General features: G+C 54.7%; 28 protein-coding genes. 10 read left to right on the top strand and 18 right to left on the bottom strand.

What is annotated here, in order from left to right; genetic code table 11:
- Nucleotides 1-26 precede the first annotated feature (26 nt).
- The 3 genes from TEU_RS10945 to TEU_RS10935 are packed head-to-tail and all read right to left on the bottom strand — an operon-like array spanning nucleotide 27 to nucleotide 2254.
- On the bottom strand, nucleotides 27-797 hold the full coding sequence (locus tag TEU_RS10945; RefSeq protein ID WP_050003811.1) for an ABC transporter permease: 771 nt from the start codon (nucleotides 795-797) through the stop codon (nucleotides 27-29).
- 4 nt (nucleotides 798-801) lie between these two features.
- A complete protein-coding gene (locus TEU_RS10940) occupies nucleotides 802-1785 on the bottom strand; it encodes an ATP-binding cassette domain-containing protein (protein ID WP_050003810.1) in 984 nt (327 codons plus the stop codon).
- Nucleotides 1778-2254 carry a PadR family transcriptional regulator gene (locus TEU_RS10935; protein ID WP_050003809.1) on the bottom strand — a complete coding sequence of 159 codons (477 nt, stop codon included), beginning with the start codon at nucleotides 2252-2254 and terminating at the stop codon, nucleotides 1778-1780. Before TEU_RS10935 ends, TEU_RS10940 begins: the two co-directional genes overlap by 8 nt.
- A gap of 95 nt (nucleotides 2255-2349) precedes the next feature.
- Here TEU_RS10935 and TEU_RS10930 point away from each other — a divergent pair, with 95 nt between their 5' ends.
- Both TEU_RS10930 and TEU_RS10925 read left to right on the top strand, forming a co-directional pair.
- Nucleotides 2350-2781 (top strand): DUF6849 domain-containing protein, encoded by a 432-nt coding sequence (locus TEU_RS10930; protein WP_050003808.1) that lies wholly within the window; start codon nucleotides 2350-2352, stop codon nucleotides 2779-2781.
- Nucleotides 2747-3472, top strand: coding sequence for an endonuclease III domain-containing protein (locus TEU_RS10925; RefSeq protein WP_050003807.1), 726 nt, complete (start codon nucleotides 2747-2749; stop codon nucleotides 3470-3472). The genes TEU_RS10930 and TEU_RS10925 overlap by 35 nt, the downstream gene beginning before the upstream one ends.
- Here the strand turns inward: TEU_RS10925 and TEU_RS10920 are convergent.
- Genes TEU_RS10920 through TEU_RS10910 form a run of 3 tightly spaced genes read right to left on the bottom strand, consistent with a single transcriptional unit; the run spans nucleotide 3469 to nucleotide 5430 of the window.
- Nucleotides 3469-4203: a hypothetical protein gene (locus TEU_RS10920; protein ID WP_144244860.1), complete on the bottom strand. Its 735-nt coding sequence runs from the start codon at nucleotides 4201-4203 to the stop codon at nucleotides 3469-3471. The two genes, TEU_RS10925 and TEU_RS10920, sit on opposite strands and share 4 nt — an antisense overlap.
- Before the next feature lie 47 nt (nucleotides 4204-4250).
- A complete protein-coding gene (locus tag TEU_RS10915) occupies nucleotides 4251-4832 on the bottom strand; it encodes a potassium channel family protein (RefSeq protein WP_050003805.1) in 582 nt (193 codons plus the stop codon).
- Nucleotides 4825-5430, bottom strand: coding sequence for a potassium channel family protein (locus TEU_RS10910; protein ID WP_050003804.1), 606 nt, complete (start codon nucleotides 5428-5430; stop codon nucleotides 4825-4827). Before TEU_RS10910 ends, TEU_RS10915 begins: the two co-directional genes overlap by 8 nt.
- 110 nt (nucleotides 5431-5540) lie before the next feature.
- On the opposite strand from TEU_RS10910, the gene TEU_RS10905 reads away from it, so the two are divergent.
- The 4 genes from TEU_RS10905 to TEU_RS10890 all read left to right on the top strand — a co-directional run bounded on the left by TEU_RS10905 (nucleotide 5541) and on the right by TEU_RS10890 (nucleotide 9767).
- On the top strand, nucleotides 5541-6734 hold the full coding sequence (locus tag TEU_RS10905; RefSeq protein WP_050003990.1) for a magnesium transporter: 1194 nt from the start codon (nucleotides 5541-5543) through the stop codon (nucleotides 6732-6734).
- Nucleotides 6731-7504, top strand: coding sequence for a sugar phosphate isomerase/epimerase family protein (locus tag TEU_RS10900; RefSeq protein WP_050003803.1), 774 nt, complete (start codon nucleotides 6731-6733; stop codon nucleotides 7502-7504). The genes TEU_RS10905 and TEU_RS10900 overlap by 4 nt, the downstream gene beginning before the upstream one ends.
- Before the next feature lie 90 nt (nucleotides 7505-7594).
- Nucleotides 7595-9013 carry an acetate--CoA ligase family protein gene (locus TEU_RS10895; RefSeq protein ID WP_050003802.1) on the top strand — a complete coding sequence of 473 codons (1419 nt, stop codon included), beginning with the start codon at nucleotides 7595-7597 and terminating at the stop codon, nucleotides 9011-9013.
- A gap of 28 nt (nucleotides 9014-9041) precedes the next feature.
- Complete coding sequence (locus tag TEU_RS10890; protein WP_050003801.1) at nucleotides 9042-9767, top strand: acetate--CoA ligase family protein; 726 nt, start codon at nucleotides 9042-9044, stop codon at nucleotides 9765-9767.
- Nucleotides 9768-9898: 131 nt separating this feature from the next.
- Here TEU_RS10890 and TEU_RS10885 read toward each other — a convergent pair whose 3' ends face one another.
- The 9 genes from TEU_RS10885 to TEU_RS10850 all read right to left on the bottom strand — a co-directional run bounded on the left by TEU_RS10885 (nucleotide 9899) and on the right by TEU_RS10850 (nucleotide 15957).
- Nucleotides 9899-10873: a Kelch repeat-containing protein gene (locus TEU_RS10885; protein WP_050003800.1), complete on the bottom strand. Its 975-nt coding sequence runs from the start codon at nucleotides 10871-10873 to the stop codon at nucleotides 9899-9901.
- Nucleotides 10874-11056: 183 nt separating this feature from the next.
- Nucleotides 11057-11383, bottom strand: coding sequence for a hypothetical protein (locus TEU_RS10880; RefSeq protein ID WP_050003799.1), 327 nt, complete (start codon nucleotides 11381-11383; stop codon nucleotides 11057-11059).
- Nucleotides 11380-12198 (bottom strand): cysteine synthase family protein, encoded by an 819-nt coding sequence (locus tag TEU_RS10875; protein WP_050003798.1) that lies wholly within the window; start codon nucleotides 12196-12198, stop codon nucleotides 11380-11382. The genes TEU_RS10880 and TEU_RS10875 overlap by 4 nt, the downstream gene beginning before the upstream one ends.
- 159 nt (nucleotides 12199-12357) lie before the next feature.
- Nucleotides 12358-12948 carry an adenine nucleotide alpha hydrolase family protein gene (locus TEU_RS10870; protein ID WP_050003797.1) on the bottom strand — a complete coding sequence of 197 codons (591 nt, stop codon included), beginning with the start codon at nucleotides 12946-12948 and terminating at the stop codon, nucleotides 12358-12360.
- A gap of 42 nt (nucleotides 12949-12990) precedes the next feature.
- Nucleotides 12991-13176: a hypothetical protein gene (locus TEU_RS11670; RefSeq protein ID WP_144244859.1), complete on the bottom strand. Its 186-nt coding sequence runs from the start codon at nucleotides 13174-13176 to the stop codon at nucleotides 12991-12993.
- Nucleotides 13177-13254: 78 nt separating this feature from the next.
- Nucleotides 13255-13806, bottom strand: coding sequence for a DUF998 domain-containing protein (locus TEU_RS10865; protein ID WP_050003796.1), 552 nt, complete (start codon nucleotides 13804-13806; stop codon nucleotides 13255-13257).
- Between the two features lie 9 nt (nucleotides 13807-13815).
- Entirely contained in the window at nucleotides 13816-14958 is a 1143-nt protein-coding gene (gene thiI, locus TEU_RS10860) for a tRNA uracil 4-sulfurtransferase ThiI (protein WP_050003795.1), read from the bottom strand.
- 4 nt (nucleotides 14959-14962) lie between these two features.
- Nucleotides 14963-15286 (bottom strand): hypothetical protein, encoded by a 324-nt coding sequence (locus TEU_RS10855; RefSeq protein WP_050003794.1) that lies wholly within the window; start codon nucleotides 15284-15286, stop codon nucleotides 14963-14965.
- Between the two features lie 62 nt (nucleotides 15287-15348).
- Nucleotides 15349-15957, bottom strand: coding sequence for a nitroreductase family protein (locus tag TEU_RS10850; protein WP_050003793.1), 609 nt, complete (start codon nucleotides 15955-15957; stop codon nucleotides 15349-15351).
- A 98-nt stretch (nucleotides 15958-16055) separates the two neighbouring features.
- Here TEU_RS10850 and TEU_RS10845 point away from each other — a divergent pair, with 98 nt between their 5' ends.
- The 3 genes from TEU_RS10845 (at nucleotide 16056) to TEU_RS10835 (ending at nucleotide 19614) form a co-directional block, all read left to right on the top strand.
- Nucleotides 16056-16769 (top strand): maleate cis-trans isomerase family protein, encoded by a 714-nt coding sequence (locus TEU_RS10845; RefSeq protein WP_050003792.1) that lies wholly within the window; start codon nucleotides 16056-16058, stop codon nucleotides 16767-16769.
- Between the two features lie 85 nt (nucleotides 16770-16854).
- On the top strand, nucleotides 16855-18237 hold the full coding sequence (gene pfkC, locus TEU_RS10840) for an ADP-specific phosphofructokinase (protein ID WP_050003791.1): 1383 nt from the start codon (nucleotides 16855-16857) through the stop codon (nucleotides 18235-18237).
- 87 nt (nucleotides 18238-18324) lie between these two features.
- On the top strand, nucleotides 18325-19614 hold the full coding sequence (locus tag TEU_RS10835) for an ATP-binding protein (protein WP_050003790.1): 1290 nt from the start codon (nucleotides 18325-18327) through the stop codon (nucleotides 19612-19614).
- Here TEU_RS10835 and xerA read toward each other — a convergent pair.
- The 3 genes from xerA to sfsA are packed head-to-tail and all read right to left on the bottom strand — an operon-like array spanning nucleotide 19592 to nucleotide 22095.
- Nucleotides 19592-20431 (bottom strand): site-specific tyrosine recombinase/integron integrase, encoded by an 840-nt coding sequence (gene xerA, locus TEU_RS10830; RefSeq protein WP_050003789.1) that lies wholly within the window; start codon nucleotides 20429-20431, stop codon nucleotides 19592-19594. The genes TEU_RS10835 and xerA overlap by 23 nt on opposite strands.
- A gap of 10 nt (nucleotides 20432-20441) precedes the next feature.
- Entirely contained in the window at nucleotides 20442-21329 is an 888-nt protein-coding gene (locus TEU_RS10825; RefSeq protein WP_050003788.1) for a toprim domain-containing protein, read from the bottom strand.
- A gap of 49 nt (nucleotides 21330-21378) precedes the next feature.
- A complete protein-coding gene (gene sfsA, locus TEU_RS10820) occupies nucleotides 21379-22095 on the bottom strand; it encodes a DNA/RNA nuclease SfsA (protein ID WP_050003989.1) in 717 nt (238 codons plus the stop codon).
- 109 nt (nucleotides 22096-22204) lie between these two features.
- Between sfsA and TEU_RS10815 the strand changes: the two genes are divergently transcribed.
- Entirely contained in the window at nucleotides 22205-23251 is a 1047-nt protein-coding gene (locus TEU_RS10815; protein ID WP_050003787.1) for a M42 family metallopeptidase, read from the top strand.
- Nucleotides 23252-23314: the final 63 nt, after the last annotated feature.

The raw sequence follows: 23314 nt of genomic DNA, 5'->3' as shown, positions 1-23314 counted from the left end.
TTCTGATTTTTTCGCTTCTCTGTCCTTTATCCAATTGTGGCCCTCTCGAACTCGACCATCGCCAGCCCGACGAGTATGGCAGCCAAAACGGCAAGCACGCCGAGGTCGACCCCAAGAGAGAACCTTGCCACGCTCGCCCCCACAAGGAAGTGCCTCGCCCCGTCCACCGCGTATGTGAGCGGGTTCACGTAGGCGAGCGCCTTCATCCACCCCGGCATTGTCTCTATTGGATAGATTGCGCCGCTCAGGAAGGTCAGCGGGAGCATTAGAACCATCATTATCATCTGGAAGCCCTCCATGCTCTCCATCCTCAGGGCGAGGCTGACGCCGAAGCCGGAGAAGGCCATAGCTAGGAGAAAGCCCACCCCAAGCGCCGGGAGGAAGCCGCTGAGCTTCAGGTTCTCCGCGAGGAGGAAGGTTAGCGCGAGGATTATGGCGCCCTGCGTGAGCGTGACGAGTGAGTCCCCGATTATGCGCCCCAAGATGGTCTCCTTCCTCGACGCCGGTGCTACAAGAACCTCCTTGAGGAAGCCGAACTGCTTGTCCCAGATGACGCTTACTCCCGCAACGAAGCTCTGGTTGAAGACGGTCATAGCGAAGATACCCGGGGCCAGGAACGTGAGGTAGTCAACGCCCCCAAAGACCGTCCTCGCCATGGGGTTGTCGAAGACCTTGCTCCAGCCCATTCCGAAGAAGACGAGCCAGAGGAGAGGGTTGATTATCATGCCCGCGACCCTCGACTTCGCCCTTGTGAACCTTTTCAGCTGCCTGTATGCCATAGTGGTAAGCGCCTCCATGCCGTCACCTCCTCATCCTCATTCTCACGAAGGCAGCCATCGGGTTCTCAGCGCCCTCGTCCCTTATCTCCCTCCCCGTCAGGTGGAGGAGGACGTCGTTGAGCGTCGGCCTGTGGTACGTCACTTCAAGGATTTTGATGCCCTTCTCAGCGACCAGCTCGAAGAGCCTCGGGAGGGCCTCCGCGGCGTTCTCGACTTCTAAAGCTACCCTACCGTCCGCGAGGATTTTGCACTCCCTTATGAACTCGGCCTTGATGCACCTCAGCTCTTCGGGGGCTTCGAGCTTGAGGTAAATCACATCGTTGCCCACGAGCTTTTTCAGCTCCTCCGCCGTCCCCTCGGCGATTATTTTCCCGTGGTCTATTATCGCTATCCTGTCCGCTAACTGCTCCGCCTCGTCCATGTAGTGCGTCGTGAGGAAGATGGTCATGTTGTGCTCCTCCTTCATCGCCTTTATGTAGTCCCAGATGTGCGCCCTCGTCTGCGGGTCGAGGCCTATCGTCGGCTCGTCGAGGAAAAGCACCTCCGGCTCGTGGAGGAGGGAGCGCGCTATCTCAAGCCTCCTCTGCATACCGCCCGAGAACGTTTTGACGGGCTTATCTTTGAACTCCCATAACTCAACGAACTTGAGGAGGTGCTCTATCTTCTCTTTCAGCTCGCTTCCCTTCAGCCCGTATATCCTCCCGTGGATGAGCATGTTCTCGTAGGCGGTCAGCTCCCTGTCGAGGCTCGGGTCCTGAAACACGATGCCTATCCGCTTCCTCACTTCCACCGGCTCCTCGACGATGTCGTGGCCCGCAACTACCGCCCTGCCTGAGGTCGGCCTCAGCAGAGTGGTGAGCATGTGAACCGTGGTGGTCTTTCCGGCTCCGTTCGGCCCGAGGAAGGCGAATATCTCGCCCCGCTTCACCTTGAATGATACTCCCTTGACTGCCTCAAAGTCCCCATACCTCTTCACGAGGTTCTCAACGAGGATTGCCTCACTCATTTCCATCCCCTCTGGGTATTTCGCCGAGGAGAATCAGCCTGACCCTCTTCGTGAACTCGGAGAACTCCCTCGCGAGCGCGGTTTTCTGCTCGTCGCTCAGCCTGTCAAGCGAGAGGAAGACCTCCTTAAGAAGTGCCGCGAGCTCCTTTCCACCGAGCCTCGCGAACTCCCTGAAGAGGGCCGCCATGCGGAGTACCTCTTCCAGCTCCTCCGCGTGTTCTTCAAGGTACTGTTTGCCCCTCTCCGTCGCCCGGTAAAGGCGTTTGTCCCTCTTTCCTTCGCCGACGGTCTCTATCAAACCACTGCGCTTTAGAGATGAGAGTATCGGGTAAATCGTTCCGGGGCTGGGGTGGGGTATGCCGTAAGAGCGCTCCAGCTCGGCCATTATGCCGTAGCCGTGCATCGGCTTCTCCGACAGTATCTTGAGGACGAGGAGTTTGAGGTGTCCCTTATACTTCGGCCTCTCCAAATTCACCACCAATATATCGAGCGATATATCAGCTTAAAAGGGTTGCGGTGGGAAGGCTTAATTACTCTGCCCGAGAAAGGGAACTGGGTGGTAAGATGAGGGTGGTTCTAAAGCCCCTCTTCGAGGCCGAGCTTCCTCCTGACTTCAGCGAGGTCATAAAAAACAAGCTCATGGGAAAGGAAGTCCGCACGGGCGAGGAAATAGGTATTGAGATACTTGGAAAACCGCTACGCTTCAAGGTCGTTCTGGCCGAGCCGTCACCGCTGGAAGTTGGAAAGGAAACGAGAGTAGAGTTCTCTCACGGTGAGATTGAGGTTCTCGATTTTGAGTTTGATGAGCCGGTGAAAGAAGTACTCCCCTTCGAGAAGGGGTTCGTCGTCGTGCTCAACAAGGAGGTTCTGATTCTGAACCACGACGGGCAAAAAGTTTATAGCAATGAGTTCGAGGAGCTTAACGAAGTTAGGGCTTCCAAAGGGGCAGTGGTGATAGTCCATGACAAAAACAAGCTCAGGCTCGTTAAGCCTTGAGGGCTTCACTTTCAAGGAGAGCTTGGAGGAAAAGAGGAAGAGGGCAGAGAAAATAGTTGAAATCCTCATGAAGACCCACCCGAGGGAGAAGCTCCTCATAGGTGACCCCTACAGGACGCTGATCCACTGCATAATATCCCAGAGGATGCGCGACGAGGTGACATACAAGGTCTGGGAAAAGCTCTTTGAGAAGTATAAGGACATCAAGACGATAGCCAGCACGCCGGTTGAAGAGATGCAGGCATTCCTCCGGGAGAACGGCGTCGGCCTCTGGAAGACGAAGGGCGAGTGGATTGTCAAGGCCTCCCGGATAATCCTTGAGAAGTATGGCGGAAAGGTTCCGGACGAGGTAAACGAGCTGATGAAGCTCCCCGGCATCGGGAGGAAGTGTGCCAACATTGTCTTGGCTTACGGTTTCGGCAGGCAGGCTATTCCAGTAGATACTCACGTGAACAGGATAAGCAAGCGCCTCGGCCTCGCTCCGCCGAGGGTTCCCCCGGAGAAAGTCGAGGAGTACCTGATGGAGCTGATTCCGAAGGACAGGTGGATTTACGTTAACCACGCGATGGTCGACCACGGAAGAACAATATGCAAACCTATAAGACCTAAATGTAACGAGTGCCCGCTGGGGGAGCTCTGCCCCTATGCGAAGGGGCTGGTGACAGATGAGGATATAAAGGGGAAGGCTTAGGGCTCGCACTCGTAGGGGCAGTCCTCAAACCCATACAGGCGGTAAACGGCAGGTATCTCTATTCTGAGCTTTCTTTTCTCCGACCTGAAGGGGCCAGTCCTCACGAGGTACTCAACTTCTATTCTAAACCTCACCTTTGCCTCGATAGTGGCTCCGTCATTTTTCCTATCGATGTCGAGTGGGATAATGGGCGTTAGCTCGAGGGGCTCTCCCCACGCTGGTCTCAGGGCCTTGGCCCGGATTGCCTGCCATACTTCGAGGCCCGGCACGCGAGCTTCAGTGACCTCAAAATTGCCGTCCGGAGTTTTGAAGTACATGACTCCTTCCTGGTTGGGAAATATCGGGTCAACGGAAACCTCACTCAGGTTCTCCACCACGAAGAGGACTTCCCTTATTGCGACCGAATCGTTAACCGGTCGAAGGTACAGACGAAAGCGGCCTGTTATCATGAAATAGTTGCACCCAACGTTTCTCATGCCCTCCGGGGAGTAGGACATCCTTATGAAAACGTCGCTCTGGTTTTTGAAAGAGTAGACGCCGAGGAGCTTCCAGTGTCCCATAATGCAGGAGAGGTCGCTTGCGTTGACATCGAAAGTCCAGGGGCCTAACGTGCTTTCATTTGTCTGTCCCGGGAAGGAGACAGTCCTCTCATGGAGCCAAGATGCCGAATAGGCAAGAAGCACCGCGATTAGTATCCCGTACAGGAATGCTTTATCTCTCCGAGTTGGCATCAAACTAAGAACATTCAAAAGGATAAAAAGTTTTCGAGCGGCAGGAGTCAGTTCTCCTCTTCCTCAACTTCTTCCCCGGCGAGCTTCCTGAGCTTGTCAAGGTCGGGACTTACCGCTATGAGCACGTCGCCCTCCTCTATGACGTCGTCCTTGCCCGGGTTGTAGATGTACCTGCTCCCGCGCTTTATGGCAAGGATGCGCGTCCCTATCTTGCTCGGGAGCTTGAGCTGCTTGAGGCTCTTTCCGATGAGGACTGAGCCCGGCCGGACGGTTACCCTGCCGAGTTCTTCCTCGGTGTCCTCCATAATCTTCTGGATTATCGGGTGGGGTTCGATATCGCGGAGGATTATGTCTGCTATGGCGTAGGCCGCATCGCTGATGCGCTCGTTGATGTCGGCCAGGTCTATTATGCTGAGAAGACTCTCGGGGTCCTCCTCGGTCTTCGCCGCGCGGAGGGCGAGCTTCTTGACCTTGAGAGTTAAATCGTCCATCTTCTCTTCAAGGAGGTATACCTCCTCCGCTATGTCCTCGCTGTTGTAGAGAACCGATGAAAACGCGAGGTCTACCATGAGCGCCGATACGTCCTTCATCTCAACCAGGCAGTTCCTGATTTCGTCGAGCTCACTCATTCCGCATCACCTTAAGGATTCCACGCGCTATCTCCTTCAGGTAGTCGAGGGCCGTCCTCGTGCCCCTGCCGATGATTATGTCTCCGGGCATGATTTTGGTGTCCTCGTCAGGGTCGAATATCCAGCGCTTGCCCCTCCTTATGGCCGACACCCAGACGCCGGTGTTCGTGGCCAGGTCGAGCTCTTCGAGGGTCTTGCCGACGAGGATTGAGTCAGGGGACACTTCAACCTTGCCTATTGTCTCCTCGCTCTCAAGGATGACGTCCCTTACCACTGGGTGGAGCTTCTCCTCAAGAACCATCTTGGCGAGGTCTGCCGCGGCGTTGGATATCTCGTCTATTGCCCTCCCCATCTGCAGAATAGCCGTTATCTGCTCGGCCTCTTTTGGACTTCTTGCCGCGAGGACTGCCTTGACCATCAGGTGGTAGTTGAGCAGGTCGAGGTATTCCTCAAGCTCAAGGACCTCCTCAGCTATCTCCTTTTCCTGGAACAGGAGGGAGGAATACGCGAGGTCAACCATGAGCTCCGCGGTGTTTTTCATTTCTATGAAGATGTCCTTAACGTTATTCGGAACGTCTATCTCGTCCCATTCTTCCACTCCTCTCTCACCGAAGGGGGAAGGGGGAAAACTCTTATTTAGTTTTCGCAAAAGAAAAAGGTTTAATACCAAAGACGCCAACGCCTTGGGGGGTGAAATGATGGAGAGTGATACCAGTGATCGGCAGGGAAGTCGGAAGAGAGCTGGGAAAGAAAGTCAGAGAAGCCTATCGGGTTACGCTACCGTCTCTGCTAACCTCTGAGGTGTTTGGGCTCTTCGGGGGCACTTTTCTGGGTAAGTACTTTGAGTCGATAAGAACCCAGCTCCCCGGTCTCCTTGTGGTTCTGCCGGGCATAATGGGGCTTCGCGGGAACGTTTTCGGGTCAATGGCGTCCCGCTTCTCCACGATGCTCTACCTCGGTGAGCTCAGCCCGTCGGTCAGGGACAGGAAAGTCCTCAAGGAGATAGTCCTAAGGATGCTCCTCTCCCTAATCCCTGTCTTTCTGCTCTGGGCGGTCGGTGTGCTGACCGGCATCAAGAAGAACGCCTTCGAAGTCCTGTTAATCGTGATAACCTCCACGATACTCGTCTCGTTTATCCTCGGGTACTTCACTTCCGCGGTTACAATCCTCTCCTTCCGCAGGGGCATCGACCCGGACAGCGTTGCGGCCCCCCTCGTGGCCTCGATGGGGGACTTCCTCACAGTTCCGTCGCTGGTTCTCTTCATCCTCCTCATCGAGCGCTCGCCCGAGGGGTTCAGGGCCTTCAACTACGCCACGATTGCGCTCTTCCTGTTCGTGACTGCCCTCAGCAGGGTGCGGCTCAAAGAGCTCGCCGAGCTCAAACAGGTGTTCGTAACGGTGACTGCTTTAGCGCTCCTCTCAACGGTATCCGGCTCGCTCCTCGCCAGGTTCAGCGGGATAATCCAGGCCTCGGTCATACTGGGCTTCATCTACCCCGCTATCTTAAGCTCGTTCGGAAACTACGGTTCAATAGTGGCGGCAAAAACCTCGACGAAGCTCCACCTCGGTGAGATTGAGGGCTTTATCTGCCCCAAGGCGTTCACTGATATCCTGGCCCTCTTCACCACGACCCCCGTTGTCGGTGCCGTGAAGCTCCTAATAGGTATAGCACTTGTGGGCCTGACAACAGGTATGGGGGTTCCCGGCTCCGTGTGGGTAATAGCCCTCACTTACCCGTTCATGGCGCTCTTCATAATGCTCTACTCGTACTCCCTCTCCTACCTGCTGTTCCGCCATAACATTGACCCCGACAGCGTGGCGATTCCTCTCATCTCGAACAACAGCGACATATTTGGAACCCTCTACGTCGTATTAATGGCCAAGCTGATGGTGGGAGCATGATAGGGCTTTCCATGACATCTTACAATGGGAGAACGCCTGGGGACTTCGAAAGGTGGCTTGGGAACGTTGAAAGCCTCGGCTTTGACTTCGTGGAGCTCGTGAGCGAGTGGCCGAACTTCTTCACGAGAGAGACCTGGAAATCTTACGCGGACGTCCTTGATAGCTTCAGGCTCAAGGTTACACTCCACGCTCCCTTCAGCGACGTGAACATCGGCTCTCTAAACGAGAGAATCAGGGGGGCTTCCCTTGAAGTCCTGAGGGAGGCTCTGGAGGTTGCATCTCACTTGAATGCCCTCGTTGTAACCGTTCACCCCGGCCACTGCTCCCCCGCGAGCAGGAGATTCCACGACGACTACAACCGGGTTCACAAGGCCTCTCTACGGGAACTGGAGCGCTGTTCTGAGGAGTTTGGAATTAAGGTAGGCGTCGAGAACATGCCAAGGTTTCCAATCCTTGACGCCCAGACACCGGAGAGGCTGAGCGAGTTGCTCGAAGGAACCCGGCTGGGAGTTACCCTCGATGTCGGCCACCTCAACACGGTCGGCTTCCCGTTTGAGCGGTTCTTTGAGTTGCTGGGCAAAAGGATAGTCCACGCCCACCTGCACGACAACAACGGCGGGAGGGACGAACACCTCCCTCTGGGTGCCGGCACGGTTCCCTGGCGGGAAGTTCTTTCCCGTATCGGGGACGTTACGATGGCCCTTGAGGTATCGAGCCTTGACGATGCGCGCGCTAGTCTGGCCTTTCTCAGGGACATTGGTGAACTTTGAAGTCCATTAAAGCTCGTTTTTACAAAACGCAACCCTTTTATACATCTCAGGGAAACTTTAACTGAAATTAAGATTTCTGGAGGGACAGCGATGGTGGAAAAAATAGTTGAAGAACTCAGGCCGTTTTTCGACCCGAAGGCTGTTGCTATCATCGGTGCAACGAACAAGAAGGGAAAGGTCGGCAACGTCATTTTTGAGAACTTCAAAACGAACAAGGAGCGCGGGATTTTCAAGGGCAATATCTACCCGGTGAACCCCAAGCTCGACGAGATTGACGGCTACAAGGTCTATCACAGCGTCGAGGAGCTCCCGGACGACACCGAGCTGGCGGTCATATCTATCCCAGCCCCCTTCGTGCCGGACACGATGAGGCAGATAGCGAAGAAGGGCATCAAGGCGGTTATCATCATTACGGGCGGTTTTGGTGAGCTCGGTGAGGAAGGCAAGAAGATGGAGCGCGAAATCCTTGAGATAGCCAGGGAGAACGGAATAAGGGTCATCGGCCCGAACTGTGTCGGTGTTTACGTCCCCGACACCGGTGTTGACACGGTCTTCCTGCCAGAGGAGAAAATGGACAGGCCGAAGAGCGGGCCCATAGCGTTCGTCAGCCAGAGCGGTGCCTTTGCCGCTGCGATGCTCGACTGGGCGGCCGGCGCTGGCATAGGAATAGGAAAGATGGTCAGCTACGGCAACAAGCTCGACGTTGATGATGCGGACCTTATGGAGTACTTCATCCACGATGAGGGCATAAACGTCGTCACCTTCTACATTGAGGGTGTGAAGGACGGAAGGAAGTTCATGGAGGCCGCGAAGAAGATAACCAAGGTCAAGCCGGTCATTGCTCTCAAGAGCGGAAGGAGCGAGTACGGAGCAAAGGCGGCATCCTCTCACACCGGTTCTCTTGCCGGTGCCGATACAATCTACGACGCCGTCTTCAAGCAGACCGGAATCATACGTGCCGAGGACTTCGAGCACATGTTCGACCTCGCCAAGGCCTTCGCCGCCCTCAAGGACAAGCTCCCGAAGGGCGACAGAATAGGAATAATCACCGACGGCGGTGGTGCTGGAGTTATGGCTAGTGATGCCGTCGCAAGGTTCGGCCTCAAGATGGCCGACCTCAGCGAGGAGACCCTCAGGTACCTGAAGGAGAACTTCCCGCCGCACGCCGTGGCAGGAAACCCGACTGACGTCGTAGGCGACACCGACGCCGAGAGGTACAGGATAGCCATTGAGGGCTTCGTGAACGACCCGAACGTCGACGCGATAGTCGTCATAGTCCTCTTCCAGGTTCCGCTCCTTGAGGAGGAAAAGATAATCGAAATCCTTGCAGAGTACCAGAAGAAGAGCGACAAGCCTATTGTTGCCGTTGCAATGGGTGGTGAGAAGACCGAGCGCTACGCCAGAATGCTCGAAGAGAGGGGCGTTCCCGTTTATCCGACCCCCGAGAGGGGAGTTAGGGCCATGGCAGGCCTTGTTAAGTACGCTGAATATCTGAGAAAGGGGGCGTGACCCCCTTAATTTTTCGGGTGGTGGTACCATGAAGGAGGAAGCCCTTAAAGTTATTGAGTCCGTCCTGTCCCAGGGCAGGACGGCTATGGTTGAGTACGAGGCAAAGCAGGTTCTTAAAGCCTACGGCCTCCCCGTCCCAGAGGAAAAGCTCGCCAAGACCCTTGACGAGGCACTCAAGTACGCCGAGGAAATCGGCTACCCCGTTGCCCTGAAGCTGATGTCGCCCCAAATCCTCCACAAGAGCGACGCGAAAGTTGTACTTCTCAACATCAAGAGCCCGGAGGAGCTCAAGCAGAAGTGGGAGGAGATACACGAGAACGCGCGCAGGTACCGCCCGGACGCGGAAATCCTCGGTGTTCTCGTTGCCCCGATGCTGAAGCCAGGCAGGGAGATTATCATCGGTGTTACCGAAGACCCGCAGTTCGGCCACGCTATAATGTTCGGTCTCGGAGGAATCTTCGTCGAAGTCCTCAAGGACGTCACCTTCCGCATAATCCCGATAACCGAGCGCGACGCCAGGAAGATGGTTCGGGAGATAAAGGGCTACCCGATTCTGGCCGGCGCCCGCGGTGAAGAACCAGCGGACATAGACGCAATAGTCAGCATGCTCCTCAAGGTCAGCGAGCTTGTTGACGACCTCAGGGACTACATCAAGGAGATGGACCTCAACCCGGTCTTCGTCTACGAGAAGGGCAAGGGCGCCGTTGTCGTCGACGCCAGGATAATCCTCAAGGAGCCGAAGAAGGAAAACTGAAGCAGTTCCTCGGAACTGACTGCTAATCGGCGCCTTTTGTTTTTCACTGTTTTCTGCAATTTTAGTGCTCTTGTGGCAATGACCTTTTGTGACCAATTCTTTGTCTCCACTAGCCGTTGGGCCCGATAAAGCTACCCTCCAACCCTGTCCGCCCTATAATCGTACGGGATTATGGCATTAACATCTCTGCCGTTACTGTAGCCGCCTATTATGTACACGCGCTTTCCGTCCCAAACGGCGGGGGCCTGAGCAACGCCGAATGGGAGCTCACTCTTCATTTTCTCCACTAAACCCTTCTCTGGAACGAATTTGAAGATCTCCCTGCTGAAGTCGTCCCACGTGAGGAAGCCGCCGAATATGAAAATGCCCTCCTCCGTGGCCACAGCACTGCGGGCATAGTACTCCGTGGGCAGGGTTGTGTTGAACCACCTAAACGAGAGTGAACGGGGGTCAAACACTGCAATTTTATCCCGGAAGACCAGATAGCCGAGGCCCTTATACCACACCGCCGAGTAGAGACATGTCCCGGGGTTGCCGAATCCCTCCGGATACGTGACGTTTAACTTTTCAAACCTCCCCGTTTCCGGCTCAAACCTGTAAACGAACTTTTCCTCCGACCTGTCAGGTTGTATGAAGAGATAACCATATCTCCCGTCCCACAGGGCCGCTTTGCCAGAATTTGGGTAAGGTATTGAAGCGTTCAAAAGCCTGAGCTGATTCGTGTCCGGACTGTATGAATACACATCGGGCGTTTGATACGCGGTTCCTTCATTTTCAGTCCCTCCGAAAATCAGGATTTCCTTTCCAGTCCAAACGGCAGTGTCGCCGGGAACTGGCATATCTCCGATTGGGATCCTCAAAGCGACCTCTTTCTTATCCCCTGAGATTCTGTAAATCCGGAACTCATAGGCATCTTCTTCCTCCACGAAAAGAACTGCCCCAACGATAATTTCTTTCCCAGTCCACACTGCAAAGCGCACGTTGAGAGAAACGCTGTCATCTATTTTTTGGGCTTCTTTGAGAGTGCCATTCTCCGAAAACCCGATAACCGCGATGCCAACCAGAATGACGGCCAGAACTGGAAGAACTAGGAGAGACTTCTTCATTCTTCGTCCTCCTGGCTACCGCTGTTTGTTATCTATTGGACAATTTACCCTTATAAACATGTCCCTATTGAAAGGAGGAATTTTCTGATGCCTTCCCGACACCTGCAAAGGCCCGGAAATTCAAAACGGCCGGTTTGTTCGTTGTTGTGGTTTAAGGTGTGCTCCAGATACTGCAGGGGGCGTTTAATCAACGTCTTCGGTCTCTTCTTCGCCCGCAACTTCCTTGATGTACCCCATGATGTCGTGCAGTATGAAGAAGCTCACTGCGGCATCGACGGCAGAGAATACGTTGCCTGCCATCAGGAACAGCAATGCAAAGAAGAACTCCGCCGCGGCGTAGATGAGGGCGACCTTTATCGCGGTTCTGTTCTCGAGTCCAACGCCGTAGGCGAGCAGAAGGCTCAGGAGGGCGAATGTCAGGTAAACGGGCGAGCTCAGGGCGTAGGCGTAGTACAGGAGCATTATTCCGTTGACCGAAAGAAGGAGAGTGGCGAGGGCAAGTCTCTTCATGTTATCCCCAGGTAGCCCTCAAAGGCCTCGACGTATTTAAACCCATCGTCTGGGAATATGAGGACGTAGGTCTTCTCGCCGAGCTCTTCCGCGAGCTTCTCGTACGCCCTGAACACTGCCCCCGAGCTGAGGCCTATGAGAAGGCCGTCCCTTCTGGCGACGCGGATTGCCCCCTCTATGGCCTCGTTCCTCGTTATTTCCACCACGCGGTCTATCTCTGTCTGGAAGTACCACTTGGGCTTCGTTTCCAGCCTCTTGATTCCCGGTATCTTCTCTCCCTTCGCTGGGACAACGCCGATGACCTCCGTGTCGTAGCGCTCCTTCAGGTAGCTCGCTATGCCCGCTATGTGGCCCGAAGTCCCTATGCCCGCTATCAGCACGTCCGGCTTCTTGCCTATGCTCCTCAGCTGTTCCTCGATTTCTCTGGCCGTGGAGCGGTAGTGCGCCTCAAAGTTATCGTCGTTTTCGTACTGGTTGAGGTTCACCGCACCGGCTTTTCTGGCCTCCTTCTGCACAAAGCGCACCATGGTCTGGTCTATCGTCTCGAAGTCCGTCCTGACGACCTCTGCACCGAGAACCTTTAAGAGAACCTGCGTGGCCCTCGGGGTCGGCTTTGGCAGGTATGCTCTGAACCTGATGCCAAAAACGTTGCTCAGGGCCGCCATGGCGATTCCGACGTTGCCGGAGGTCGCCTCAAAAAGGGCGGTGTCGTTGATCTCCCCGCGCTCCCTGGCCTTCGTAAGCATGTTAAAAACGGTTCTGTCCTTTATGCTCCTGCTGAACGGGTTAAAGAACTCTAACTTGGCAAAAGACATCCCCCCGCTCGGCCGAGAGCCTGACCAGGGGGGTCGGCTTGTACTTCTCGAACAGTTCGAGAGTGCCCTTAAACACGTTCATTGCCGTCACCGGAAAGGAATCCGGAGAAGGCCTTAAAAACTTTCCTAGAGCGTACAGTTGGGGACAAAATTGGGTAATCAAAGAACGCCTTCCCTAATCAGCGCTTCCTTTATCTTCTCGAACTCGCCGAGGGAGCCTCTGACTATCGGGTACTTCGGCACGAAGGGGCACGGCTCTTCAGGCTCGATGCTTATCTCGAAAGTTCCTATCTCCTTCGCTATTCTCACTATCTCTTCCTTGTCGAGGCCTATCAGCGGCCGCAGAATCGGTAAATCGCTGGCGGTGCTTATCACGAGAAGGTTGTCGAGGGTCTGGCTTGCAACCTGGCCGAGGCTGTCGCCCGTGATTAATGCCCTCGCCCCGATTTCGTGTCCTATCCTGCAGGCCTTCCTTATCATCGTCCACTTGCAGAAGAGGCACGTCCACTTCCCTTTTCCTATCTCCGCCAGTTTCGAGAAGACTGGGGCCTGCTCCTCATAGGCATCAACGATTACAGGCTCGTTCAGCTTTCCGTACTTGTTAAGGACTTCGTAGAGCTCCCGGACTTTGGACTCCTTTTTGTCGCTCTGCCTGAAGTGCACGGGGGTCACTTCAACGCCCTTCGTGAGCATCAAATAAATCGCGACCGGTGAGTCTATGCCTGAGCTGAGCAGTGCAACGGCTTTCATGGTTGGGAGAAGGAAAGGGCCGTATATGAAGCTTTCCTCAACTTAGAGTTTGAAACCGTTCTGGTTACCCGCTACTTTTGGACATGCGAGACCATCGTAGCGGATAACCTTCCCCACTCCCATCTTCATTGTGGGGCTTTCGGGGGGAACGGGGACTCCCCACATCTTCGGGAGTTTCAGCAGTCTCCATTCGGGCTTACAAAACTCCCACATACCGGAGACTACCACATCACTGAAAACTACCCCACAAGGCTATAATAAAAATTACGGAAAACAAAAGCCAGCAAATGTCCCGCTTGTTGTTATCTATGGAACAGCCCTGAGCTGGAGCAGGCCGATGTAGACGAACCACGCCAGTATCGTTGCCGCACCGATGAGCTCCGGAATCGCGATCCCTTTAAACACCTTGGCTTTAACGAGGTAGACCATCAGGACAAATGTCACGACTGCCAAGGCGCTCCAGATGTAGCCGGCGGAAACTCCTCTTCTGGCGAGCTTTATTCCGACGAGCGCTATATCGGCTAAAGCGAGGACGTAAAACAGAATTGCTGAAGGGCTGTGATAGGGGAGCTCCTCCGGAAACACTCCAACGAGGAAGAGGAAGACCGTTGCGAGGGGCATGAGATAGGAAAGCCCGTTCTTGACTGCGACTACAGAAGGAATCATTACAATTGCCGCGAAAACCATCAAGAAACCGTTGAAGAGCCAGCGGTTGGGGTTGTGGAGCGAACCCATGTCGCTCAGGGCGTTGTCTGTGAAGGAAAACCATGGGTTGGCGTGGACGACTATGCTCAGGCCTATTATGAAAATAACTGGTAGGGAAAGGGCGACGTAGGCCCCAAGGCGCCCGAATTCCATGCCACCACCTCAGCACTCCCTCTTCTTCGGCTCTTCTCCAAAGACTGCCCTGTAGAGCTTCTTGAACTCCTCCCATGAGCCCCTTATCACAGGGTGCTTCGGGATGAATGGAATCTCGTCCTCTGGGAGGGTGGAGAGCTCGAAGGTGCCTATCCTCTTGGCTATGCCCACTATTTCCTCCTTGTCGAGGCCTATGAGCGGTCTGTAAATCGGCAGGTCGCTCGCCTGGCTGACGATGTACATGTTTTCAAGGGTCTGTGAAGCTACCTGGCCGAGGGAGTCGCCCATGACGATGCCCTTCGCCCCGAACTCTTTAGCTAACTTGTCGGCGTGCTTTACCATCATGAACTTGCAGAATATGCAGGTGTATTTCTCCTTCTTCATCTCGCGGAGCTTTTCAAGGATTTTCTCCCTCTCCTTCGGCTTGACGACTATCAGCTCGGCCTTCCCGCCGTAGTGGTACTTCTTCAGCTGGTTCCAGATTTTGCGCACCTTTTCAAGGGTCTTCTCGCCCATGTAGATGTGGACGGGAACTACCTCCACACCGCGCTTCATCATTAGGAAAGCGGCCACGGGCGAGTCTATGCCGCCGCTGAGGAGCGCAACAACTTTGCCCTGAGTGCCAATGGGGAGCCCTCCCCAGGCGCGGATTTTGTCAACGAAAATGTAGGCTTTCCCTTCCATCAGCTCGACGCCGACCTCGATGTCGTAGTCCTGCAGGTCTACCTCGCTCTCCTCGTTCTCAAGGATGTACTCTCCGACCTTCGCCTGGAGCTCCGGACTCTTCAGGGGGAACTCCTTGGTGATTCTCCTCGCGGTGACGCGGAACTTCGGCTTTTCAAGGCGGAGTTCCCTCTTTTTTCTCCTGAAGAGCTTGAGGGCAGTCTTGTTGATTTTTTCGAGGTCGGCATCAACTTCCATCGCCGGTGAGAGCGAGACTATTCCAAAGACGCGCGTGAGGACTTCAACGGCCTCCTTGGCCTTGTTCGTCCTTACGAGGACTCTGCCGTGCTTTGTCTCGACCTTCTTGAACTCAATTCCCTCGCTAACGAGGGCCTCGCGGATGTTGTTCATGAGGATGTTCTCAAACCATCTCCTCGTCTGCCTGGACTTAGTTCCTATCTCGCCGTATCTTACGATGACAACGTTCATTCAATCACCCCACCGCTGGGAACTTAACAACAATCTCAATGTACTTCTGGATGACCGTGTAGAGGATGGGGGACATTATGTAGGACGACAGCAGGATTAACTCGTTCATTTCAAAGATGTGCCTCGCCAGCTCTTTGGCCCTCGGGGTCGCGTCCATGATGGCCCTCATGTACCTGACCTTCCAGCGCTGGTTAATCACGATGAACCCCACGAGGAAGATAACCCCTAACAGGCCCCACATTTTCCCGAAGGCCAGCATGAGGAACAGCGTTGACGTCATCACGAGCCAGCCGCCGATGAGACCGAGCAGGATTACAAACTCTATCATACCTATCGTCCCTGGTTCAGACAAAGGGAATAAAAAAGTTTAGATGGATAACTGAATTTGGATTAAATAAACTTGGTGACGTCCTCGACGCCCTTCTTCCTTTTCGATGGCCTGGGCTCGTCCCTGGGGTAGCCCACCGGAATGACCCCAACGAGGTAGTGGTTCTTGTCGAGGCCCGCAAGCTCACGCACCTTCTCCTCTATGCCCCTGAAGTTCGTGACGCCTATGTAGACCGTCCCAAGGCCGAGCTCAACTGCCTTGAGCATGAGGTTCTGAATGGCAATCGCGGCGCTCTCGACGCTCCAGATGAACTCAGGCTCGTCGTACTCCGCCCCCTTGAGGAAGCGGATGCGTTTGTCAATGAAAACGGCTATGTAAACCGGTGCCTTGTACATACCCATCTCGTAGATGCGCTTCTTGAGCTTCTCTATCTTGTCTTCCGGAAGGTTCACGGCGCGGTAGTACTGAACCATGCCCTCTCCTATCAGGTCGTATATCTTTTCCCTCGCGTCTTCGCTCACGAAGACCACGAACTTCCAGTTCTCAAGCCCGCTCGCGGTCGGGGCCCTTATAGCGGCCTCGATGAGCTTTTTGATGTCTTCCTCCGGTATGGGCTTCTCCAAAAAGTAGCGCACGGAACTCCTCTTCATGATGGCATCATCAAGCTCCATGTTTTCACCCCTTAATCTCTTCACATGGGTTATTTGTTAATCCTTTCCCAAACCAAAGGTTTAATAGAGCCCAAATAGAAACCTCTAAGGGTGAAACCATGTACGGATGGAGAGGAAGGCTCGGCCTTATAGTTCCCTCCTCAAACACGACGATGGAGATGGAGCTTCACGATTACCTGCCCGAGGGCGTTTCGCTCCACACAACGAGGATTTCGCTGAAGAACGTCACGGAAGAGGAGCTTGTAAAGATGAACACACTGGCCGTTGAGGGGGCCAAGCTCCTCCGCGATGCCGGTGTCGAGCTGATTCTCTACGGGTGCACGAGCGGCTCGCTGATCGGCGGAAAGGACTACGAGAAAAAGCTTGAGATGGAGATAGAGGAGGAAGTGAACGTCCCGGTAATAAGCACCAGCACCGCCGTGATAGAGGCCCTCAAGATGCTCGATGCAAGGGAGATAATAGTCATAACCCCCTACACCGACGAGATTAACGTGAGGGAGAAGGAGTTCCTCGAGGCCAACGACTTCACGGTTCTCGACATCAGGGGCCTCGGCATTGAGGACAACCAGGACATAGGCAAACTTGAGCCATATTCCGCCTACCGCCTCGCCAAGGCGAGCTTCATGGACGAAGCGGAGGCGATTTTCATCAGCTGCACCAACTGGAGGACTTTTGAAATCATCGAGGCCCTCGAAAACGACCTCGGTGTCCCCGTTGTCACGAGCAACCAGGCTTCTCTGTGGCTTGCCCTCCGGGAAATGGACGTTATGGAGCGCATTCCTGGCCTTGGGAGACTCTTCACAGAGTACTGACTCGTTTTTCCCTGCTCTTTGTTTTTGCTCCGGGACGAAACCCTTTTAAGATTTCGACTCTTTTACTCACGGAGGGTGATACATTATGATAGGGCTTCTCGACGAGGCAAGGGAGCTGTCAATCTTCACAGCTTACAACACGAACGTTGACGCGATAGTCTATCTCAACGGCGAGATAGTCCAGAGGCTCATTGACGAGTTCGGGGCTGATGCAGTCAAGAGGAGAATGGAAGAGTACCCGAGGGAGATAAACGAGCCGCTGGACTTCGTCGCGAGGCTCGTTCACGCCCTCAAGACCGGCAAGCCGATGGCCGTCCCGCTTGTGAACGAAGAGCTCCAGGCCTGGTTCGACTCCCACTTCAAGTACGATGTGGAGAGGATGGGCGGCCAGGCGGGAATAATAGCCAACCTCCTTGCCAACCTCGACTTCAGGAAGGTAATCGTTTACACTCCTCACCTCGCCAAGAGGCAGGCCGAGATGTTTGTGAACAAGCCTAATCTGTTCTACCCCGTCGTCGAGGACGGGAAGCTCGTTCTGAAGCACCCCCGCGAGGCCTACCGCGAGAACGACCCGATTAAGGTGAACCGCATCTTCGAGTTCCGCGCCGGGACGACCTTTAAACTGGGCAACGAGACGATTACCGTCCCTTACTCGGGCCGTTTCATCGTATCGGCCCGCTTCGAGAGCATAAGGATTTACACCGAGCCAGAGCTCAAGCCGTTTTTGCCTGAGATTGGCCTGGGGGTTGACGGTGCAATCCTCTCCGGCTACCAGGGCATAAGGCCCCGCTATTCCGACGGAAAGGACGCGAACTACTACTTCCGCGAGGCCAAGAAGGACATAATGCTCCTCAAGCGTGAGAAGGACGTCAAGGTGCACCTTGAGTTCGCTTCAATACAGAACCGCGAGCTCAGAAAGAAGGTCATCTACAACCTCTTCCCGCTCGTGGACAGCGTCGGCATGGACGAGTCCGAGATAGCCTACGTCCTTAACGCCCTCGGCTACTCCAAGCTCGCCGAGAGGATATTCACCTACAACCGCATCGAGGACACCGTCATGGGTGGAAAAATCCTCATAGACGAGATGAACCTTGAAGTGCTTCAAATCCACACGATTTACTACCTCATGTACATCACCCACGCGGACAACCCGCTGAGCGAGGAGGAGCTGAGGCAGAGCCTTGAGCTCGGAACAACCCTAGCCGCTGCGAGGGCATCTCTCGGAGACATTCGCTCGCCGGAGGACTTCAAGGTCGGCCTGAGCGTCCCCTACAACGAGCGCGGCGAGTACGTCAAGCTCCGCTTTGAGGAGGCCAAGAGGCGCCTGAGGACAAGGGAGTACAAGGTCGTGATAATCCCCACGAGGCTCGTCAGCAACCCGGTCTCGACCGTGGGGCTGGGAGATACCATCTCAACGGGAGCGTTCACGAGCTACCTTGCCCTTCTCAGGAGGAAGGGGGCGCTTTGAACACTCGAATCTTTTTTATTTTGACCTGCCAATTGGTACGGTATAGTGTACCAAACATTTTTAAAGGTTGGTACGGTATAGTGTACCATGCGGTCTGATGACGTTAAACGCTATATTCGCCTCTTTCATGAGAGAGACCTTCCGGAAGTTTTGAAGCGGGAGCGGGAGGTTTCCTTGAACCCTGGGAAAGCTACGGTAATAATTGGCCCTAGGCGCTCGGGGAAAACTTATCTCCTCTATTCGCTGGTCGGCGAAGAGCGGGAACGCTATGTGTACCTAAACTTCGAGAATCCCCTTCTGTTCGGGATAACCGGCAGAGACTTCCCAGGGGTTGTAGATGCTTACTTTGACCTCTATCCAGAGAACGTTGGAAAAGAAGTCTTCTTCCTTCTCGACGAAATTCAGAACGTCCCTGACTGGGAGATAGGCGTGCGGTATCTCCTTGATGAGGGATTCATGGTTGCCGTTACCGGCTCTTCTTCCAAGCTCCTCTCAAGGGAGGTTGCCACCCAGCTAAGGGGGCGTGGAATTTCCTACACTCTCCTTCCGCTCTCGTTCCGGGAGTTCCTCCAGTTTAAGGGAGTTGAGCTTAAACGGCACGACGTCTATGGCAGAAAGGTTCACAGGATAAAGGAGCTCTTGGGGGAGTATCTGCGGTACGGCGCCTTTCCTGAGGTAGTTTTGCTCGACGATAAGGTCAGAATCCTTGAAGAGTACTTCTCTGTGATGATAACAAAGGATGTTGTAGAGCGGCACGGAATACGGAACGTGGCCCTAATTGAGGCCCTTGTTAAGCTTCTGCTATCGAACTACGCGAAATACACTTCCTACAGCTCAATCCACCGCTTCCTCCAGTCGGAGTTCGGGACATCTAAAACAACCGCCCTTGAATACCTCAGGGCACTTGAAGACTCTTTCTTTGTCTTCTTCCTTCCGAAGTTTGCCCGTTCCGAAAAGGAATCTATCAGGGCCCCCAAAAAGGTATACCTTATTGACACCGGCTTTGCCCTCTTTTCAAGAAAAGACCCTGCGCGAGATATGGAAAATGCCGTCTTTCTTGAACTTCTTAGAAGAAAGCACTACCAGAACCCGCTCCTCAACATCTGCTACTACGGTGGCTCCGGTGAAAAAGAAGTTGATTTCGTTGTGTCAGAATCAGGGAAAGTCGTGGAGCTTATTCAGGTAACCCTAAGCCTCAGTGATGCCGAAGAAAGAGAGCTATCCTCCCTTACCGAGGCAGGCAGGAACCTCGGCTGTAAGAACCTCACAGTGGTGACTCTCGATGAAGAAGAAACCATTGAAAGGGATAACCTTAGGATAAACGTTGTTCCCCTCTGGAAGTTCCTGCTGGGACTCACTCCACCAGCCCTTCCATGAGCCTTGCCTTCTCCTGCGCCTTCTTGAGGTGTTCGACTGTAACTTTTGTGTAAATCTGCGTCGTTGAGAGGTTTGAGTGTCCCAGCAGCTCCTGAATTGCCCTTATGTCCACCCCGCGCTCGAGCATGTGCGTTGCGAAGCTGTGACGTAGCTTATGCGGTGTGACCTCCACCCCGGCTTTTTCCCCATATTTCCTCAGTAGGTACCAGACGGTCTTTGGTGAGAGCCGGTCTTTGTTCTTTCTCCGCTCCTCGACGAGGAGGTACTCGCTCGAATCGGAGCGCGTTTCGAGGTACGAGCGGATTTCCTTAGCCAGAAACTCGGGAATGGGCACGACTCTGTCCTTTGCTCCCTTTCCACCGCGGACGACGATGATGCCCCTGTCGAGGTCTATATCTCCTTTCTTCAGGTTGCAGAGCTCGCTGACTCGGAGGCCTGCGCCGTAGAGGAGGAGAACGATGAGCCTGTCCCTCTTCCGGGTCGGCGGGATAACGGAGAGCAGTCGCTTGACTTCCTCGCGGGTTAGGGCCTTCGGCAGGCTCCTCGGCACTTTTGGGGGCTTGAGCTTTTCGGCTTCATCATCGTATCCCTCAAAGCGGAAGTAGGCCCTCAAAGCCTGGACGACGAGGTTCAGGCTCCTGTTTGAGTATCCCTCGCGCCTCAGCCTTGCCAAGAAGCGGAGGGCGGAGCGCGCGTTGATGGCTCCACCCCACTCAAGGTATCGCCTGACGTAGTAGGAGTACATCCTAACCGTGTTCGGGCTCTTGCCCTCCAGGTCGAGGTATGTCTCGAACTCTTCAAGGACTTCGGTGCTCATCGCTCAGCCCTTAGAGCAGTTCGTCTGGCTTTAATCCGGCGTCTATGATTTCAAAGTCTTCCCCGGATTCGGGTTTTTCACCTTCTTTTTTCTGCTCTCCAGTATTGGCGGGGTTTTCGGCCTTTGACTCTATGTCCTCTTTTATGGCGAGGCTTAGGTAAACGGTCTTCATGAGCTCCTCCACGAGCTCCTGCTCCTCTGCGAAGACGTATCCCTGGCCGACGACCACTTTTCCGGCAAGGCCGAGCTTTTCAACCGCTATTGCGAGAACCCTCTCGTCCGGGACGGGCTCAGCCGGGAACAGGTTGGTCCAGGCGTCCTCGATCTTGACGGGCTTGCTCTTCTTGCCGAGGAGCTCCTTCAGCCCCTCGTTCTCGTTCCTAATCCTGGTGTATTCGGAGTGGAGCTCCTCGTACTTCTTCCTGAGCTCTTCGTGCTCCTTGTAAAGGCTCTCATACTCGTTCGCAAGCTGGTCGTACTTCCCCTTCACGTCAAGGAGCTGTTTTCTGAGCTCCATGTACTCAGGGAGAACCTGCAGGCTCTTCAGTCCTGCCCTGACGAGGGTGTTCTTGAGCTCCTTCCTGACGAGCTCGACATCAACGTGCTCTAGGTCGTGGCCCAGGGGGAGCTTCATCCTCTCGATGTGCCCGACCATTTCGCCGAGCTCGTTGAAGAGCCTCTCGGCCAGCTCCCTTCCAACGCGGTCGGCGTCGGTGGCTATGATGAGCAGGTCTGCACCGGCCGCGGCGCTCTTGGCTATCTCCACGTTGGTTGTCGGAATTATCGCGGAAATCGTTATGTTGTACTCGCTTCCCAAGGCCAAACCTTGGAGGGCTTTGCTTACAACTTCAACGTCGCTCGCTCCTTCCACAAGAATCCTAACGTCAACTATGGCCATTCCCATCACCTCACGGGGTCGTTACCCCTCTGGAAATACGGCAAGGCCTTTAAAAATCCTCTCTAAGCTTGACCTCAAGGCTCGGCCTCTCAAGAATCACCCTGCCGTCCGGCAGGAGTGAGATGCTCAGCGCGTGCACTTCAACACCCGTTTTTCTGGCTTCAGCCAGGAGGCGCGCTATCTCCGGGTCTCCCTTCTCGTAGGGGCTGAACTTCTCAACGCCCGGCATAGCGCCGATGAAGAATATCATTGCCCTCTTTCCGGAGCGGGCCAGTTCGATGAGCTCCCTTATGTGCCTCTGTCCCCTGACGCTCGGGCAGTCTGGATACATTGCGTATTCGCCCTTATCCCCACCGCGCAGGACGGCGCTCTTCATCTCTGCGTAGATTTCACCGCTCGGGCACTCAAGGAGGTAGTCGAGGCGTGAGTTCCCAACGCGGACTTCCTTCCTCTTTATCCTGCAGTCTCTCAGCCAAGGTACAAGGTTCAGCTCAACGGCCCTCTCAAACGCCCTTGCCTGGGTTCGGGTGTCTATTATTGCTCCCTTTCCGTTGAGGTCTTCAAAGGCTACAAGAACGAAATCGGTCTTCCCACCGTTCTTAGGCGTGCAGAAGGCCTTCCTTCCAGGAATCATAAATTCCTCCAGCCGTCCCGTGTTGGTAACTAGCGCCTTTCTAACATCACCGCCCACTTCCACCAGCGCCACGAAGCGGTTGAGCCTCTCTATGAACCTGCAGGGGACTACGTTAAGCTTAAGCAGCTCCATAATGGGAACGGTCCCCTGAAGGCTAAAAACCTTTGGGAGGAGACCTAAAACCTTAAATATTCCAGCCATGAGCATTTAGATGAAAATCTTAACGAAAGAGGTGGTTGTGATGGTGGACTTTGAACTGCTCAAGAAGATTGTTGAGGCCCCTGGTGTTTCCGGCTACGAGTTCCTCGGCGTCAGGGACGTTGTAATCGAGGCTTTCAAGCCCTACGTCGACGAGATTAAGGTTGACAAGCTCGGCAACGTTATAGCACACAAGAAGGGTAAGGGCCCGAAGGTCATGCTCGCGGGGCACATGGACCAGATTGGCCTCATGGTGACCCACATCGAGAAGAACGGCTTCCTCCGCGTTGCGCCCGTTGGAGGTGTTGACCCGAGGACGCTCATCGCCCAGCGCTTCAAGGTCTGGGTCGGCCCGAACGAGTTCATCTACGGTGTCGGTGGAAGCGTCCCGCCACACATCCAGAAGCCAGAGGAGAGGAGCAAGGCTCCAACCTGGGAGCAGGTATTCATAGACATAGGCGCCGAGAGCAAGGAAGAGGCCGAGGAGATGGGCGTAAAGATAGGCACCGTCATCACCTGGGACGGAAGGCTTGAGAGGCTCGGAAAGCACAGGCTCGTCAGCATAGCCCACGACGACAGGATAGCGGTTTACATCCTCGTCGAGGCCGCGAGACAGTTGGCCGAGACTGACGCAGATGTCTACTTCGTCGCGACCGTTCAGGAGGAGGTCGGCCTCCGCGGTGCAAAGGTTTCAGCGTTCGGCATTGACCCCGACTATGGCTTCGCCCTCGACGTTACCATCGCCGCCGACGTTCCGGGAACGCCGGAGCACAAGCAGATAACCCAGCTCGGAAAGGGCGTCGCGATTAAGATAATGGACCGCTCCGTCATCTGCCACCCGACCATAGTTAGGTGGATGGAGGAGCTTGCCAAGAAGCACGAGATTCCGTACCAGTGGGACATCCTTACCGGTGGAGGAACGGACGCAGGAGCCATACACCTCAACAAGGCCGGCGTCCCAAGCGGAGGAATAAGCATCCCGGCGCGCTACATTCACTCCAACACGGAGGTCGTTGACGAGCGCGACGTCGATGCCGCGGTCAAGCTGACCGTCAAGGTTCTTGAAGAGATTCCGGAGCTCAAGCTCTGATTTTCACCTCTTTTCTTCCGCCAACTTTAAAAATGGATTTTGGATATTCTACAGGTAGCGGAC

The sequence above is a fragment of the Thermococcus eurythermalis genome, assembly GCF_000769655.1.
Lineage (GTDB): Archaea > Methanobacteriota_B > Thermococci > Thermococcales > Thermococcaceae > Thermococcus > Thermococcus eurythermalis.
This window is presented reverse-complemented; position numbering and strand designations above follow the sequence as displayed.

What these genes read in the sequence shown, in the direction of transcription:
- TEU_RS10920 (WP_144244860.1), bottom strand. Translation starts at nt 4,203, where the DNA reads ATGCCAACTCGGAGAGATAAAGCATTCCTGTACGGGATACTAATCGCG.
- TEU_RS10885 (WP_050003800.1), bottom strand. Translation starts at nt 10,873, where the DNA reads ATGAAGAAGTCTCTCCTAGTTCTTCCAGTTCTGGCCGTCATTCTGGTT.
- TEU_RS10900 (WP_050003803.1), top strand. Translation starts at nt 6,731, where the DNA reads ATGATAGGGCTTTCCATGACATCTTACAATGGGAGAACGCCTGGGGAC.
- xerA (WP_050003789.1), bottom strand. Translation starts at nt 20,431, where the DNA reads ATGAGCACCGAAGTCCTTGAAGAGTTCGAGACATACCTCGACCTGGAG.
- TEU_RS10915 (WP_050003805.1), bottom strand. Translation starts at nt 4,832, where the DNA reads ATGAGTGAGCTCGACGAAATCAGGAACTGCCTGGTTGAGATGAAGGAC.
- TEU_RS10925 (WP_050003807.1), top strand. Translation starts at nt 2,747, where the DNA reads ATGACAAAAACAAGCTCAGGCTCGTTAAGCCTTGAGGGCTTCACTTTC.
- TEU_RS10945 (WP_050003811.1), bottom strand. Translation starts at nt 797, where the DNA reads ATGGAGGCGCTTACCACTATGGCATACAGGCAGCTGAAAAGGTTCACA.
- TEU_RS10930 (WP_050003808.1), top strand. Translation starts at nt 2,350, where the DNA reads ATGAGGGTGGTTCTAAAGCCCCTCTTCGAGGCCGAGCTTCCTCCTGAC.
- TEU_RS10815 (WP_050003787.1), top strand. Translation starts at nt 22,205, where the DNA reads ATGGTGGACTTTGAACTGCTCAAGAAGATTGTTGAGGCCCCTGGTGTT.
- TEU_RS10850 (WP_050003793.1), bottom strand. Translation starts at nt 15,957, where the DNA reads ATGGAGCTTGATGATGCCATCATGAAGAGGAGTTCCGTGCGCTACTTT.
- TEU_RS10895 (WP_050003802.1), top strand. Translation starts at nt 7,595, where the DNA reads ATGGTGGAAAAAATAGTTGAAGAACTCAGGCCGTTTTTCGACCCGAAG.
- TEU_RS10825 (WP_050003788.1), bottom strand. Translation starts at nt 21,329, where the DNA reads ATGGCCATAGTTGACGTTAGGATTCTTGTGGAAGGAGCGAGCGACGTT.
- TEU_RS10880 (WP_050003799.1), bottom strand. Translation starts at nt 11,383, where the DNA reads ATGAAGAGACTTGCCCTCGCCACTCTCCTTCTTTCGGTCAACGGAATA.
- TEU_RS10940 (WP_050003810.1), bottom strand. Translation starts at nt 1,785, where the DNA reads ATGAGTGAGGCAATCCTCGTTGAGAACCTCGTGAAGAGGTATGGGGAC.
- TEU_RS10890 (WP_050003801.1), top strand. Translation starts at nt 9,042, where the DNA reads ATGAAGGAGGAAGCCCTTAAAGTTATTGAGTCCGTCCTGTCCCAGGGC.
- TEU_RS10865 (WP_050003796.1), bottom strand. Translation starts at nt 13,806, where the DNA reads ATGGAATTCGGGCGCCTTGGGGCCTACGTCGCCCTTTCCCTACCAGTT.
- thiI (WP_050003795.1), bottom strand. Translation starts at nt 14,958, where the DNA reads ATGAACGTTGTCATCGTAAGATACGGCGAGATAGGAACTAAGTCCAGG.
- TEU_RS10845 (WP_050003792.1), top strand. Translation starts at nt 16,056, where the DNA reads ATGTACGGATGGAGAGGAAGGCTCGGCCTTATAGTTCCCTCCTCAAAC.
- pfkC (WP_050003791.1), top strand. Translation starts at nt 16,855, where the DNA reads ATGATAGGGCTTCTCGACGAGGCAAGGGAGCTGTCAATCTTCACAGCT.
- TEU_RS10875 (WP_050003798.1), bottom strand. Translation starts at nt 12,198, where the DNA reads ATGTCTTTTGCCAAGTTAGAGTTCTTTAACCCGTTCAGCAGGAGCATA.
- TEU_RS10855 (WP_050003794.1), bottom strand. Translation starts at nt 15,286, where the DNA reads ATGATAGAGTTTGTAATCCTGCTCGGTCTCATCGGCGGCTGGCTCGTG.
- sfsA (WP_050003989.1), bottom strand. Translation starts at nt 22,095, where the DNA reads ATGGAGCTGCTTAAGCTTAACGTAGTCCCCTGCAGGTTCATAGAGAGG.
- TEU_RS10835 (WP_050003790.1), top strand. Translation starts at nt 18,325, where the DNA reads ATGCGGTCTGATGACGTTAAACGCTATATTCGCCTCTTTCATGAGAGA.
- TEU_RS10870 (WP_050003797.1), bottom strand. Translation starts at nt 12,948, where the DNA reads ATGAAAGCCGTTGCACTGCTCAGCTCAGGCATAGACTCACCGGTCGCG.